The sequence below is a fragment of the Sphingomonas sp. 28-62-11 genome (genome assembly GCF_002278865.1).
Lineage (GTDB): Bacteria > Pseudomonadota > Alphaproteobacteria > Sphingomonadales > Sphingomonadaceae > Sphingomonas.
In genome coordinates, this window is record NZ_NCGB01000003.1 from 19,254 (window position 1) to 33,760 (window position 14,507).

Consider the following 14,507-nt stretch of genomic DNA (forward strand, 5'->3'; position numbering starts at 1 on the left):
GGCACCAATCCTGGCAATCCGGTTTACTCAGGCCATGACCGGGCCTTACCGCCATGAAAATGGGCGGCGGACCAAATAGCCCGCCGCCCGTCATTTCAGTTCTGGAAACAAACCGTCGACTTAGAAGTCGAGGGTCAGGCCCATATAGATATACCGGCCCAGCGCGTCATAGGTCGCTGGATAGGTGTTGCCGTTGCAGGGGCCTGATGGACACAGGTTCGAACCCGACCGGCCACCATTGCCCGAGGTGACATAGGGCGGCTGGATATCGACCACATTGTTGACGCCAACGCGGAACGTATAATGCGTTGCCACCTGGTAGGTCGCCGCCAGATCGAAGTAATCATAAGGGCTGAGGCGCAGGCCGGGATTGAAGTTGAACGTGCCCGACAGCGACTGCTGACCGCTGACAGTTTCGGCCGTTACCGGGCCGATATGGCGCCACTGAACCGAGAAACCGAGGCCCATTGGGGCATCCCAGGTCAGCCGTGCCTTGTGCCGCCAGCGTGGCAGCGGTGCACCCGTCTGCGTCGTGCCGCCGCCACTGCAGGTTGGCCCGTAAAGACCAGCGCAGTCATAGGGCTGGGTAAGGCCATTATTCACCCGGTACGAGTCAAGATAGGTGCCGTTGAAGCTGAGGTTCAGCTTGCCCAGCGAACCGATCGGCTGGCTGTAGGTGCCGACGATTTCGATGCCCTTGGTCTGCACTTGGCCGACATTGTTCGGCGTATCGATGACGAAGCCGTTCGGCGTGAGCCAGATCGACCCTGCTGTGTCACGACGAACCAGCGCGCAAGATGCCGCGGCGGCCGATGCCGTCGAATTGGCGACGCAGTCCGCCAGGATCGAGTCGGCGCCGAAGCTGCGAATGGCGTTGTCGATCTTGATGTCGAAATAATCGACCGTCAGCGCCAGGCGGCTCAGGAAGCGCGGCTGGAGGATCACGCCCACGCTCTTGGTGGTCGAGATTTCGGGCAGCAGGTTGGTGTTGCCGCCGAGCAGACCGTTATACTGGCCAGCCGGGTTGGCCGCCGTACGCTGGCCGATCGCCAGACCCTGGGCACGGCAACCAAAGTCATTTGCCGTGATGGTGATGCCCGCGCACGGATCATTGCTGCCGTCGAGCCCGACGGTGTTGGTCGAGAACAGCTCCTGGATGTTCGGTGCACGAACAGCGCGGTTATACGAACCGCGGAAGCGGATATCGTTGATCGGCGCAAAGTTCAGACCGAACTTGTAGGTGTCAGTACCATAGCTCCGATTGGCGCTCGTGCTGTAATCCGAACGACGATAGCCGGTCGTGAACGACAGATCCTTGATGAAATCGTCCTGGACGATCGGGATCGCCGCTTCACCGAAGAACTCATAGACGTTGAAGCTGCCCGACAGCGGCAACGTCGCGCCGCCCTGGCCGGTCAGATCACCGGTCTGGAAGGCGTTATCGGTCTGCAGTTCAAGCGATTCCCTGCGATATTCAAAGCCAAGGTTCACCGCGACGCCGTCATTCGCCCAAGGCAGCTTGACGCCATACTTGTCGAGCTGACCGGTGAAGGAGACGTTGGCAACCTGTTCCGATGTTTGGCCCTTCTGGAATCCAGTCGCGGAAAGATACGCAACCGCTGCGGCACTGGCCGCACCACGACCGGCAAACACATTGTAGGGAACGCAGTTCGGATCAGTCCCGTCACGGACCGAGCGGCAAATCGGCGTGCCGCCGGGGCCAGCAACCACGTCAAGCGCGCGACCGAGGCGAGCAACCGAGAATTCGTTCGAGTAAACCTGGGTGTAGTTGGTCCGGCCATATTGGAAGAACGCATCATAGGACCAGGCATCGCCCAGATCGCCCTTCGAACCGATGACGGTGCGGAAGTTGGTATGCTGCAGATCGCTGCGACGCGGACCACCTTCAACGTTGCGGCGCAGCAGCTGGAAGAACGCCCGGTTATAGGCAGCGCCTGTGGTTGGGTCGATGAAATTGACCGGGGGCGCGGCAGGGTTCGGATTGTACGGCGCGCCCTGGGCGAGCGGGAAACTGCCGAGGAAACCGTTGATCAGGTTTTCCGAGCCAAAGATCACCGAGCGCTGCTGCGCCGAAATCAACGGATTGTCGGAGTTGATCGTCAGCGTGTTGCCGAAGTTACCCGACGGCGCGATCTGAGCGACCGTGCGATCGTCCATAAACATGAATTCGAGATAGGGCTTAATCGATTCGTTGATCTCGTAATTCGCGAACAGGCCGGCCGTGTAGCGCTCGTCAGGGCGCTGATAATAGTTGGTCGGTGCAAAGTTGAACAGCGAGGTCGAGTTGTTGAACGCGCCGCCGGGGCCGAAGGTGTAGATCGTCGACGTGGCTGCTGCGCCGCCAAAATTGTCGAACACGATCGCGTTGCCATTATCCGACGTTGCCGAACCGCCGCAACGTGGCGCGCCGCCACCGGTATTCTGCAGCACGCAGGCACTGTAATCGCGATTGGCCTGCAGCACAGCGTTGATCTTGCGGTAGCCGGCATAGGCAGTGACATGGCCGCGGCCGTCATCAAAGCCAGCACCGATCGAGATCGTGCCATCGAACTGGTCACCATCGGTGACGCTGCCGGTCGGGAAATCAAAGCCCTGAAGGCCGGCCGCCTGACGGTTCAACAGCAGCGGCGTGAGGAACTTGTCGCCATTGCCATGCTGGTAAAAGCTGTACTGACCATCGAAGCGGACGCCCGAAAAATCAGTGTCCATGATGAAGTTGACGACGCCGGCAACGGCATCGGCACCATAGGTCGACGATGCACCGCCGGTCAGCACTTCGACGCGTTTGACGAGCGAGGCGGGGATGATGTTGATATCGGCTGCCGAACCGGCCGATGGCCCGGGGTCACCCGGGAGCAGGCGGCGGCCGTTCACCAGCGTCAGTGTGCGCGACGTGCCCAGACCGCGAAGATCGATGCTCGCCGTGCCGTCAGCGCCGTTCGACAGTGTCGATGCCTGGCTGGCATAGACCGATGGCAGTGTGTTCAGCAGGTCTTCGATACGGGTCGTGCCCTGCAGTTTGATGTCCTGCGACGAAACCACCGTGATCGGCGAAACCGACTGAAGATTGGGCGTTGGAATGCGCGAACCGGTGACGACGATGTCGGTGTTGGTTGCGGGCGCTTCCGTGCTCGCCGGGAGCGTTTGCGCGTCCGCCGTCTGAGCGAATGCAGGCGTCGCGAGCAGAGCGATGCCGAGAACACCGATCGCCGCGCCGGATTTGAATTGGTTGATGCGAGCCGATTTGCGCATGGTTGTTCCCTCCCATTTGGCTGCCCCGTCGCGCATCTCGCGACCTACGGCAGCACGTTTTGACCCCGCAGGGCTATGGTGCAGATTCACTCCCATCGTGGACAAAGCGCAAACGGGAACTTAGGATCATTGCTAGTTCATGACTGTTTTTGTGTCTGATGTTGCCCAATTGCAACATTTTGTAACACTACGAGACCCTCTCAGGGCAGTTGGGGGCGAGCAACCGCGAAAGAGGTGCAATGCGCAGCTATTGGCCATTAGGGGTTTTGGTGATCCTGGCATCGCCCGCCGATGCGAAGGATCCGGTTCGGGCGCCGCAGCTCGAACGGCTCGTCGCGTGCAAGGCGATGGCCGATCCTGCAGCGCGGCTTGCCTGTTATGACCGCGAGGTCGCCTCGATCGATCAGGCCGAGCAGCGCAACGAACTCGTCATCGTCGAGAAGGAACAGGTGCGCAAAGCGCGGCGCACCCTGTTCGGACTCTCCCTGCCGCGGATCGATTTGCTGGCAGGCGCGGACAATGATGACACGATAGACCAGATCGACAGCAAGATCGCAGCCGCGCGCCAAGGCCCCGGTGGCTGGCGCGTGACGCTGGAAGATGGATCGATCTGGCAACAAGTGGACGACAAGCCGATGTTCCGCGATCCAAAACCCGGCGATACCGTCATCGTCAGCCGCGGCGCGCTGGGCAGCTATTTCCTGCGGGTCAATAAGGTCCCGGCGATCAAGGTGCGCCGGATCATCTGATCAGGTCGATGCACGCATCGCTATCGCACCACCGGCATCGGCCCTGCCAGCAATAGCGGATCGATGCGGCTGTCGCGCCATTTCACGCTCCAGTGGAGATGCGGGCCGGTCGCGCGGCCTGACATGCCGACCGCGCCGATCGGCTGGCCGCGCTTCACCGTTTCGCCCACCCGCACATCGATCCGCGACAGGTGCAGAAACGCGCTGTTCAGCCCCATGCCGTGATCGATCATCAGCAGATTGCCCTCCAAGGTGAAGGGATGATCGGCGGCCAGGATCACCACGCCATCGGCAGGCGCCATCACCGTTGTGCCGGCCGGCTGGGCAATATCGGTGCCCGAATGATAGCTGCCGGCCTCGCCATTTTTGTAGATCCGCTGGGAGCCGAACATCCCCGACAAGCGCCCGACCACGGGCCATAGAAAGGGTTGCTGCCAGCCCGCCGAGATGACGCTGATCCGCCTGGCAGCGTTGATCTGATCGAGCTCGGCCGGGCGCAGCCGGTTAAACTCCTCGGTCGGCTGGGCAAAGCGCGGCAAGCTATCGAGCCGTTCGATGTTCCAGGACCGCCGAGCGACCGACAATGCCTCAGTCACGACCCGCCCATCCTCGAGCGTTGCCGACAGGCTTGCCGTTGGCGGGGCATCCCGATCAAAGGCGATCAGGAAGCGGCCATCGGCAGCCAGCGTCAAGGGCGCCCCGTTGAAGCTGAGAAATGTGGTGCCGGCCGGTGCTTTGCCAATCACGGCACCACCCTGAATGATCGGCCCGCTCAGGCGAAAGCCGGTTTGGGTGAGCAATCGCTGGGTCGATGATGATGGTGACGGCGTGTCCGGCTTGGGCGACGACTGAGTCATGACCGTCACCGGCGCGCGGACCACAGGAGCGGACTGGCCGGGCCGCTCCGCTGCCGGGGCAATGCAGCTGCCCTGCAGAACCAGGATCGCGATGCCCGCCAACCAGCGGCGACCGCGCTTCATGCGCTTATCTGTTGTGCCCCCCGGCGACTGCCCCCCCCGGTGCGTCATTCGGGGGACATGGCCGCCATCGCGACGGCGGCGCTGGCATAAGGCTGTTGCAACGCCACGCTCCAGTAACGCAGCGCATCAAGGCCGATCCGCTCTCCCGTTACAGCACAGGCAACGTGATCCCCCGGCGCGAGCACACGAAAGCTGTTCGCCATATAATGGAGCCGGGCCGGGCGATCGGTATTCGACATCAACATGGCATGCTTTCCTGGGCGCATCCGGTGCGCCGTTTCGCCAACACTATAGCAGGCTGGGCTGATCGGTCTTGGGCTTTTCATAGGCCTTTGCGCCCGACCGCTCAACCCGCGCATCGACGCTGCCATCCCCAAAATGGAGGGTGAGCGCGCCCGCCCCGCGCGCCTGCGCCGCACTGGTAACGACTCCGCCGCCACGTGCCTCGACCAGCACATAGCCGCGCTTCAACAAGCCGCTGGGGTTCACCGCCTCAAGCAGTTGCACTGTCCGCCCCAGCCGATCGCGCGCGCTGGCCAGCTGCCGTTCGAGCATCGCCGGGCGCAGTACCGCGCCGACCCGGTCAAGCTGGGTGCGCCCGCGCACGACCCGCGCCTCCAGCGCGCGATCGAGCTTTGCGCCCAGGTCATCCGCTTTTTGCCGCTGCGGGCCGAGCAGCGCATCGCGCCGCGGCATCAGTCGCGTCATCGCGTCGAGCCGTTCGCGCGCGCGCTCCTGATAGCGTCGCACACAGCGTTCGGCGCGCTGGGCATAGCTCGCCACGGTCGCGATCAGATCAGCGCGGACCGGCACCGCGATCTCAGCGGCGGCAGTCGGCGTCGGCGCGCGCAGATCAGCGGCGAAATCGGAGAGGCTGGTATCGGTTTCATGCCCCACCGCCGAAATGACCGGGATCGAGCAATCGGCGATCGCGCGCACCACGGCTTCCTCGTTGAAGGCCCAGAGATCCTCGATCGAGCCGCCGCCCCGCGCGACGATAACGAGATCGGGGCGCGACACCGGGCCGCCGGGCGCGATCGCGTCGAAGCCGCGTACCGCGCGCGCAATCTGCACCGCAGCACCTTCGCCCTGCACTGCCACTGGCCAGACGATCACATGACTGGGGAAACGATCCGCCAGTCGGTGGAGGATATCGCGGATCACCGCGCCGGTCGGCGAGGTGACGACGCCAATCGTACGCGGCAGGAACGGCAGGGCTTTTTTGCGCGACGGATCGAACAGCCCCTCGCCCGCCAGCTTGGCCTTCAGCTTCTCCAGCAGCGCCATCAACGCGCCTTCGCCGGCCAGCTCCATCCGATCGATCACGATCTGGTATTTGGAGCGGCCGGGATAGGTGGTGAGCTTGCCGGTTGCGATCACTTCGATCCCGTCCTGCGGGGTAAAAGGCAGCGCGCTCGCCGCGCCTTTCCAGATCACCCCGTCGATCACCGCGCTTTCATCCTTCAGTGCGAGATAGACATGGCCCGAAACCGCGCGCTTATAACCCGATATTTCCCCGCGCAGCCGGACATGGCCGAACTCGCCCTCAACGAAGCGCTTGAGTTTCATCGAAAGCTCGCCAACGCTGAGCGGCGCTGCATTGTCGCCGGGGATCGTCTCGGCTACCAGCCGCGATCCTACAGTATCTGGGCCTTCATCGGGGAAACTGACTGACATGAACGTCCTGCTGATCGGATCGGGCGGCCGCGAGCATGCGCTGGCATGGAAGCTGGCGCAGTCACCGGCCCTGACGACGCTCTATGCCGCACCCGGCAATCCCGGCATAGCCCAACATGCTACGATCGCCGCGATCGACCCGAGTGACCATCGCGGGATCATCGATTTCTGTCTGCGCAACTCGATCGAGCTCGTCGTGATCGGCCCCGAAGCACCACTGGTTGACGGGCTGGCGGATAATCTGCGGACGATGAAGATCGCGGTTTTCGGGCCTGATGCCAAGGCGGCGCAGCTCGAAGGATCGAAGGGCTTCACCAAGGATCTGTGCAAGCGCGCGAAAATCCCCACCGCGCGCTATGCCCGCGTCACCTCGCGCGACGGGGCGCTCGCGGCTTTGGGCGATTTCGGGCTGCCGGTGGTGATCAAGGCCGATGGGCTGGCGGCGGGTAAGGGCGTGACGATCGCCACAACGCGGGAGGAGGCCGAAGGCGCGCTCGACGGCATGTTCGGCAAAACCGGTGGCGACGCGGTGATCGAGGAGTTTCTGGAGGGCGAAGAGGCGAGCCTGTTTGTGCTGACGGACGGCACCGCGATCATCCCCTTCGGCTCCGCGCAGGACCATAAACGCGTCGGGGACGGCGATACCGGCCCCAATACCGGCGGCATGGGCGCGTATAGCCCGGCGCGCGTGCTAAACCCCGCGCTCGAGCAGCGCGCCATCGATGAGATCATCGCGCCGACGGTGCGCGCGATGGCGGCGGCGGGGATGCCTTTTTCGGGGGTGCTTTATGCCGGGCTGATGCTCACGGCTGACGGCCCCAAGCTGATCGAATATAATGCCCGCTTCGGCGATCCCGAATGCCAGGTGCTGATGATGCGGCTGGACAGCGATCTGCTGCCGATCATGCTCGCCACCGCGCGCGGAACGCTCGCCGATTGTCCGGCGCCCGTGTTTTCAGACGATGTCGCGTTGACAGTGGTGATGGCGGCGCGCGGCTATCCCGGTACGCCCGTGAGCGGTGGCACGATTGGCGGGATAAACGCCGCCGAAGCTTTAGGCGCGCGCGTGTTTCAGGCCGGAACCAAAGCCCTGGGTGAGACGCTGGTGGCGAGCGGCGGGCGCGTGCTCGCGGTAACGGCGCGGGGCGAAAGCGTGCAGGCGGCGCAGACGCTCGCCTATCGGGCGATCGATGCGATCGATTTTCCCGATGGCTTTTGCAGGCGTGATATCGGCTGGCGTGAGATTGCGCGCGAGCCCGGCTGAAGGACGGAGTGACCCTATGACGACCCTGTTAAGCGCTGCCGCATCGGCAAATTCGGGTGCCATGACCACCCTTGCGATGATCCTGATTGTAATGGGCGCGGTGTATGCACTGGCGTTGATCTGGTGGGGCACGATGCAGCGACGGGCAAAGGCGCACGAAGTTGCCGATGCCGAAAAACACGCCGTGCTCGCCGGGCATGCACCGGAAGCCGCGCCTGGCGCAGAGGTTTTGGACGAGGCGGAGGCAGTGTCGCCACCGTTGGTCAAGCCTTTGGTTGACGCCCCTGTTGTAGCAGCAGCGCCCCTGCCTGCCGATAGCGGCAGCAGCCAACCGCTAACCCTCCTTAAGGGACTTGGCCCAAAAGCCGCCGCGCGGCTCGGCGAGCTTGGGATCACCAGCGTCGATCAGCTCGCAGCACTTTCACCCGGCCAGATTGCCGATATCGACGCGCAGATGGGCAGTTTCGCAGGCCGGATCTCACGCGACCGCTGGATCGAACAGGCGAAGCTGCTGGCGGCGGGCGATGTCGCCAGTTTCGAAGCGGCGTTCGGGAAGCTGGGGAGTTAAACCGAATTCGGCTCGCCTGGCCTCAACATTGTGCCGATTGTAAGCGTGCCGCCCGCAAATTTGCCCTGACCGCGATCTTGGCGGCGCTGCTCGTCCCCTAAGGCAGAAAGCGGCTAGGACACATCAGGCCAAAATGCGCGCACAGAGCGGCAACATCATGATGATCGACAGCGCGCGGTTCAAAGCCATTTCGGAAAGCCAGTACAAATGGCGCGGCAATGCAGCGGACCTGTAAGGTGTCCAATGTGCCAACGCCATTGAGCGCACCGGCAGGATAAAATGAATTCTCGCTTGGGGCACCAAGGACACCTTCCCCAACATCATTCAGAACAAAGCCATGGAGATCGACCGACCCGTCGATTGGATGAAGAAACACAGGATTCCAATCCCGTCCGTCCGGCTGAACGATAGGCTGATACCCCAGCGCCGTAAGCGTTTGCTGAAAACCCTTCAGATCAGCGAAATGAACGGTGAGATCCAAATCGGAATGAGGACGCGTTTGTCGACCGAGCAGCGCATCCACGCCCCAGCCGCCGTCGATCCAGTAATCGAGGCCGGCCGCTTCAAAAGCGCGACATAGGGCTGAGACCGTTGCAAGCTGCATCGTCGGCAAGTCAACAACCCATTCGCTAAAAGGCCGACCGTCAGATCACCGTAACACTGACCTTCGCCCTTATCGCTTCAAACCCTAATCCCCGCGCACCACGGCGCTCACCAGCAGCTTGTCGATCCGGCGACCGTCGAGGTCGACGACTTCGAATTTCCAACCCTGTTCGACGAAGCTTTCGCCCTCACCGGGCAAATGGCGGAACACCGCCAGCGCAAGCCCCGCAACGGTGGCGTAATCGCGGTCTTCGGGCAGATCGATGCCGATCCGGTCGGCCAGCGCATCAACCGCCATCTGCCCCGCGACGAGCAGCGTGCCATCATCGCGCACCACGACGCTCGGTTCATCATCGGGATCGGCATCAGACGCGAATTCGCCCGCAATCGCTGACAGCAGATCAGCCGGCGTCACAATGCCTTCGAAATGGCCATATTCGTCGTGGAGCAGCGCCATCGGCACCTCAGCGCGGCGCAGTGCATTCAGCACATCCATCGCATCGAGCTGATCGAGCACGACGGGTGCCTTGCGCATCAGGTTGCGCAAGTTGAGCGGCTCGCCCGCGAACACGGCCGCGACGATATCGCGCGCCTGCACCACGCCGATCACGGCATCGACCGACCCCTCAACCACCGGCAGCCGGGTATGGGTGGCCGTCATCAGCGCGTGGCGAATCCCGGCCTCATCAAGATCGACATCGAGCCACTCGATATCGGTACGCGGCGTCATCACCTCGCGCGCGGGGCGATCGGCGAGGCGGACGACGCCGGAGATGATCGATCGCTCATGCTCCTCGATCACGCCCGATTTGGAGGCTTCGGCGACGATCATATGCAGCTCCTCCGCCGTCACATGATCCTGCGATTCGCGCTGCACGCGCAACAGCCAGAACAACCCCGCACTGGTCGAATCGAGCAGCCACACGACGGGCGCGGTCGCCACCGCCAGCCACTGCATCGGCACGGCCATCACCACCGCAATCGCCTCTGGCGCGCGCAACGCGAACTGCTTTGGCACCAGTTCCCCGATCACCAGCGATGCATAAGTCGTCAGCCCGATGACAATCGCAAAGCCCACCGACAAGGCGAGCGGCTGGCTCATGCCGAGCGCGGCCAGCCGGGCGCCCACCGGTGCACCCAGGCTCGCACCCGAATAGGCACCAGCGATGATCCCAATGAGCGTGATGCCGATCTGCACCGTCGACAGGAATTTGCCCGGGTCCGATGCGAGCAGCAATGCCGCACGGGCCCCGCGCACCTGCGCGCGCGCCATCGCCTCCAGCCGCGCGCGACGCGACGAGACGATCGCCAGTTCGGACATCGCAAAGACGCCGTTCAGGACAACAAGGGCCGCGATGATCGCGACGTCGATCCAGGGAAAGGGGGGAAGCGGTGCCATGGCGCTGCGATGCTCTTTGCCGCACATCGGCGCCGCGCACAACAGAGCGGGATGAATTAGGCGCAGCGCCAGCCTGGGTTATGCTTATCGACGCTCGGCGAAGAAGGCGCGGAGCAGCGCCGCCGCTTCCCCCTCACCGATGCCGGGATAGATTTCAGGGCGGTGGTGGCAGGTTGGCTGCGTGAAAAAGCGCGGGCCATGGGCAACCGCGCCGCCCTTGGCATCATCGGCCCCATAATAGAGCCGGTCGATCCGCGCATGGCTGATTGCGCCGGCGCACATCGCACAGGGCTCGAGCGTTACCCACAGCTCGCACCCATCGAGCCGATCACGGCCGAGCGCAGCCGCTGCCGCACGAATCGCTAGGATTTCCGCGTGAGCGGTCGGATCATGCAGCGCGCGCGGGGCATTGGCAGCGGTTGCGATGATCTGGCCGCCCTGGACGATGACGGCGCCGACGGGCACTTCTCCCGCTGCAGCGGCATCGCGCGCCGCTGCCAGCGCCGCGCGCATCGGATCGGGCAAGGGGAACATCCCCCACTTATGCGCCGATCATGCAGGATTTTGCTAGGCTCGTTGCCGCGGTCCAAGCACCCGGATCAGCGCGAACGCCATCCCGGGCAGATACCCAGCCAGCGTCATCCCACAGGCAATCGCAAAGTCACGCCCCGGCCCAAAGGCACGAAACACCCCCAGCGGCGGCAACAATGCCGCCGCCAGGATCGTCGCCGGCTCGGCGCGATCCAGGCGGGCAGGCTGCATTATTTGGCGTCCTGCGCGTTAGCAGGCTTTTCAACCGATACAGTGGGCACCGCGATCGTCTGCGTCGTCGTGCCAACCGTGGGCACTTCGATCGACTTGTTTTCGGTACCGAATTCGATCTTCGCCATATTCATCGTGAATTCGGGGACCTGACCACCTTCGAGTTTGAGCGCCGGGGCCTGCGCCACCTTGCTCTGATCAATGCTGACCAGGCCAAGCGACCAGGCGCCTACAACGACAAGGGCGGCAAGCCCGACGAGAATGAGGAGTGCGCGCATCATATATCTTCCTTCAGATGATCAGATCGTTTGCGTAATAACGCCGCATGTCCCCGGTTGGTTTCATGGTAAATCAAGATTCAATTCACCCCAACGGTTGACTGTAACGTTCGAACTGGCTATCCGCGCCCTCTTTCCGGGCAACCAGAATTCAGGAATTCAAGCAATGTCGCGTATCTGCGAACTGACCGGCAAGGGCCGGCAGGTGGGCCACAACGTATCCCACGCCAACAACAAGACCAAGCGCACTTTTCTGCCAAACCTGCAGAATGTGACGCTGATCTCCGACGCGCTGGGCACCAGCGTGAAGCTGCGCGTGTCGACCAACGGCCTGCGGTCGGTGGAGCATGTCGGCGGCCTGGACAATTGGCTGGTGAAGACCGCCGACGACCAGCTGTCGCTGAAGGCACGCCGCCTGAAGCGCGACATCCGCAAGAAGCTGACCCCGGCAGCTACCGCTGCCTGATTATGCGATTTAACGACGCGGTGGGAACATCGCGTCGTCTAATCGGAAGTTGAGCAGCAGGCTCTGCTGCAGCGACGACTGGTTATCGTCGGACACGATCCAGATAGCGGTGCGTCCGGTCGATTCGCGGACGACCGCGATCCCTTCATAATTATCCGACAGGGCAGGCGGCGCGAATCGCGCCAGCACCCGTCCCGCGACGATCTTTCCCGGCGCAATCGCGCGCGGATCGATAAGCGTCAGCACCACCCGAAAACCGCTTGTCACCCGGAACCGACGGTTGAGCACCAGCAACCGGCCATCGGGCAGTTCGGCAATGCCGGTCGGTTTGTAGCCGGCGGGCGGGCGATAGCCGAAGCGGAAGCCCCGGCGGCTTGCCCGGGTGGGATCCCCGTCGAATCGAATACCGATGACGGCCCGCCCCTTCGTGGCCGGCCAGTCGCCATCCTCAGACAGCACGATGAAACTGCCGTCGCGTAGCCGCACCATCGCCTCAGCCCCGCCATTGACCGGCCATTTGCGCATCGCACGTGGTGCCACATGACGCAGCGATTTCGCCAGATCGGGCGAATAGGCCCAGATCGCGTTGCTGTTCTCGAACCCAACCCAAATCGTGCCACTAGTCGGGTCGCGTGTTATCGATTCGCTGTCGCGGTCGCTCTTTTCCCAGCCGATGCCGGGACCATCGGGCAAGTCGGCGAATTTTCGATCGGCGACGCGCCCTTTCGAATCGACCCGAAAGCGCACGATGTTTCCGCCGTCGCTCAGCAGGGTGAAGCGATCGCCATCGACGATCAGCGACGAAAAGCTGCCGAACGCCGGATCCGGGCTTCGCAGTCGATAGCCGCGTTCATAGATCAGCGCGCCGATCCGGCGTCTCGCTGGCGTTGTGGGATAAAGCGCCACCGGCTCGATCGTGAATGCCGCGCGTGTGCCCAGCAACGGCAGTCGCGGCACCGTGGACCAGCCCGGCACGAATAGCAGCATCGCGGCGATCGACAGGATCAGGGGAGAGCGGAAGCGGCGCATTTGCCCACCCATATCGACCGGCGAAGCAAAAGGCAGCGGCGATCGCGTGGCCGCCGGTGCCGATGAACGGGCGATAACAGGTGCATTCAGACTTGGGTCAATGCGGCACCTCCATAAGGGCAGGGTCGAAGAATGATTGCACGCCCATCACTGATCGACCGGGGTGCTGAAAAGGAGAATGACCATGTTGAAGAAATTGTCGCTTGCCAGCATCGCTCTCGCCATCAGTGCCAGCGTCCTTGTTCCCGTCGGTTCGGCTTCTGCCCAAGATTATCGCGGCGATTATCGCCAGCAGCAGTTCCGCGGCGACGGCTTCCGCGACGATAATCGCGGCAACCGCTTCAATGACGGCCGGTTCAACGATGGTCGGTACAACCAGGGTTATTACGACCAGGGCTATAACAATCGGTTCAACAATCGCCGGAATTTCCGCAACAATCGTCGCTGCAACGACGGCACGGGCGGCGCGCTGCTCGGCGCGATTGCCGGTGGTCTGCTTGGCGACTCGATTGCAGGACGCGGCGATCGTACCGCTGGTGCTTTGATCGGCGGTATCGGTGGTGCTCTGGCCGGTCGCGCCATCGAACGTGATGGCCGTAATGGCTGCCGCAACTTCCGCTAAACCCGTTTCCCTCGCGTAGCGTATCGAGGGTGGGGCCCGGTCTCTGATGAGGCCGGGCCCCGAATTTTGTGCGCCGCGGGCCTGCGGCCGTCAGTACATGTGTTGCCCGCCATTGATGCTGAGCGTCGATCCGGTGACGAACCCGCCATCCTCCGAACACAGGAACGCCACACCGCGTGCGATTTCCATCGCCTGACCCAGCCGCCCGACCGGGATTTTCGCGACGATCTTTTCCAGCACATCGGCGGGCACTGCAGCGACCATGTCGGTATCGATATAGCCCGGCGCGATCGCATTTACGGTGACACCCGCCTTCGCGCCTTCCTGCGCCAGCGCCTTGGTGAAACCGTGAATGCCCGATTTGGCGGCGGCATAGTTCACCTGGCCATATTGCCCGGCCTGGCCGTTGATCGACCCGATATTGACGATCCGGCCCCATTTGCGATCGCGCATGCCGGGGAAAACCGCCTTTGCCATGTTGAAGCAGCCGCCCAGATTGGTGTCGATCACCTCTTTCCAGGCCTGATAGGTCAGCTTCATGATCGTGCCGTCCCGGGTAATGCCGGCATTGTTGACCAGCACATCGACGGGCCCAAGCGCATCGGCGACGGCGGCACACCCAGCCTGGCACGCATCATAATCCGCCACGTCCCACTTGAAGGCCGCAATGCCCGTGCGATCGGTAAAGTCCTGCGCGCGCGCTTCATTGCCGGCGTAGTTGGCAGCAACGATGTGCCCATTGTCGCGCAAGGCGACGCTGATCGCCTCGCCGATGCCGCGTGTTCCTCCAGTGACGATTGCAACGCGTGCCATGACTCTCTCTCCTGCAGCCTTCTT

General features: G+C 63.0%; 16 protein-coding genes. 5 read left to right on the forward strand and 11 right to left on the reverse strand.

Features of this window, described 5'->3' with window-relative positions:
* Positions 1–120: 120 nt before the first annotated feature.
* Entirely contained in the window at positions 121–3,273 is a 3,153-nt protein-coding gene (locus B7Y49_RS01655; protein WP_374125824.1) for a TonB-dependent receptor domain-containing protein, read from the reverse strand.
* 239 nt (positions 3,274–3,512) lie between these two features.
* On the opposite strand from B7Y49_RS01655, the gene B7Y49_RS01660 reads away from it, so the two are divergent.
* On the forward strand, positions 3,513–4,022 hold the full coding sequence (locus B7Y49_RS01660; RefSeq protein ID WP_374125825.1) for a hypothetical protein: 510 nt from the start codon (positions 3,513–3,515) through the stop codon (positions 4,020–4,022).
* A gap of 20 nt (positions 4,023–4,042) precedes the next feature.
* Here the strand turns inward: B7Y49_RS01660 and B7Y49_RS01665 are convergent, their stop codons facing one another.
* From B7Y49_RS01665 to xseA, 3 genes are read right to left on the reverse strand one after another with little or no spacing between them, the layout of a single operon-like run.
* A complete protein-coding gene (locus B7Y49_RS01665) occupies positions 4,043–5,002 on the reverse strand; it encodes a M23 family metallopeptidase (protein ID WP_374125826.1) in 960 nt (319 codons plus the stop codon).
* Positions 5,003–5,046: 44 nt separating this feature from the next.
* Positions 5,047–5,247: a DUF2093 domain-containing protein gene (locus tag B7Y49_RS01670; RefSeq protein ID WP_374125827.1), complete on the reverse strand. Its 201-nt coding sequence runs from the start codon at positions 5,245–5,247 to the stop codon at positions 5,047–5,049.
* Between the two features lie 43 nt (positions 5,248–5,290).
* A complete protein-coding gene (gene xseA / locus B7Y49_RS01675; RefSeq protein WP_374125828.1) occupies positions 5,291–6,679 on the reverse strand; it encodes an exodeoxyribonuclease VII large subunit in 1,389 nt (462 codons plus the stop codon).
* Between xseA and purD the strand changes: the two genes are divergently transcribed.
* Positions 6,678–7,943 carry a phosphoribosylamine--glycine ligase gene (gene purD, locus B7Y49_RS01680; RefSeq protein ID WP_374125829.1) on the forward strand — a complete coding sequence of 422 codons (1,266 nt, stop codon included), beginning with the start codon at positions 6,678–6,680 and terminating at the stop codon, positions 7,941–7,943. The two genes, xseA and purD, sit on opposite strands and share 2 nt — an antisense overlap.
* Positions 7,944–7,959: 16 nt before the next feature.
* On the forward strand, positions 7,960–8,511 hold the full coding sequence (locus B7Y49_RS01685; protein ID WP_374125830.1) for a hypothetical protein: 552 nt from the start codon (positions 7,960–7,962) through the stop codon (positions 8,509–8,511).
* A 97-nt stretch (positions 8,512–8,608) separates the two neighbouring features.
* Here B7Y49_RS01685 and B7Y49_RS01690 read toward each other — a convergent pair whose 3' ends face one another.
* From B7Y49_RS01690 to B7Y49_RS01710, 5 genes are all read right to left on the reverse strand, one after another.
* Positions 8,609–9,115 carry a nucleotidyltransferase domain-containing protein gene (locus B7Y49_RS01690; RefSeq protein WP_374125831.1) on the reverse strand — a complete coding sequence of 169 codons (507 nt, stop codon included), beginning with the start codon at positions 9,113–9,115 and terminating at the stop codon, positions 8,609–8,611.
* Positions 9,116–9,199: 84 nt separating this feature from the next.
* The gene (locus B7Y49_RS01695; protein WP_374125832.1) at positions 9,200–10,513 is read right to left on the reverse strand and encodes a hemolysin family protein; all 1,314 of its coding nucleotides are present in this window, start codon (positions 10,511–10,513) and stop codon (positions 9,200–9,202) included.
* 84 nt (positions 10,514–10,597) lie between these two features.
* A complete protein-coding gene (locus B7Y49_RS01700) occupies positions 10,598–11,047 on the reverse strand; it encodes a nucleoside deaminase (protein WP_374125833.1) in 450 nt (149 codons plus the stop codon).
* 33 nt (positions 11,048–11,080) lie between these two features.
* Complete coding sequence (locus tag B7Y49_RS01705) at positions 11,081–11,275, reverse strand: YqaE/Pmp3 family membrane protein (RefSeq protein WP_374125834.1); 195 nt, start codon at positions 11,273–11,275, stop codon at positions 11,081–11,083.
* On the reverse strand, positions 11,275–11,553 hold the full coding sequence (locus B7Y49_RS01710) for a hypothetical protein (protein ID WP_374125835.1): 279 nt from the start codon (positions 11,551–11,553) through the stop codon (positions 11,275–11,277). The genes B7Y49_RS01705 and B7Y49_RS01710 overlap by 1 nt, the downstream gene beginning before the upstream one ends.
* A 166-nt stretch (positions 11,554–11,719) precedes the next feature.
* On the opposite strand from B7Y49_RS01710, the gene rpmB reads away from it, so the two are divergent.
* Entirely contained in the window at positions 11,720–12,019 is a 300-nt protein-coding gene (gene rpmB, locus B7Y49_RS01715; protein ID WP_374125886.1) for a bL28 family ribosomal protein, read from the forward strand.
* Positions 12,020–12,028: 9 nt separating this feature from the next.
* Here rpmB and B7Y49_RS01720 read toward each other — a convergent pair whose 3' ends face one another.
* Positions 12,029–13,048, reverse strand: a complete 1,020-nt coding sequence (locus B7Y49_RS01720) for an esterase-like activity of phytase family protein (RefSeq protein WP_374125836.1) — start codon at positions 13,046–13,048, stop codon at positions 12,029–12,031.
* 184 nt (positions 13,049–13,232) lie between these two features.
* On the opposite strand from B7Y49_RS01720, the gene B7Y49_RS01725 reads away from it, so the two are divergent.
* On the forward strand, positions 13,233–13,670 hold the full coding sequence (locus B7Y49_RS01725; protein WP_374125837.1) for a glycine zipper 2TM domain-containing protein: 438 nt from the start codon (positions 13,233–13,235) through the stop codon (positions 13,668–13,670).
* Between the two features lie 90 nt (positions 13,671–13,760).
* On the opposite strand, the gene phbB is transcribed toward B7Y49_RS01725, so the two are convergent.
* A complete protein-coding gene (gene phbB / locus B7Y49_RS01730) occupies positions 13,761–14,483 on the reverse strand; it encodes an acetoacetyl-CoA reductase (protein WP_374125838.1) in 723 nt (240 codons plus the stop codon).
* Positions 14,484–14,507: the final 24 nt, after the last annotated feature.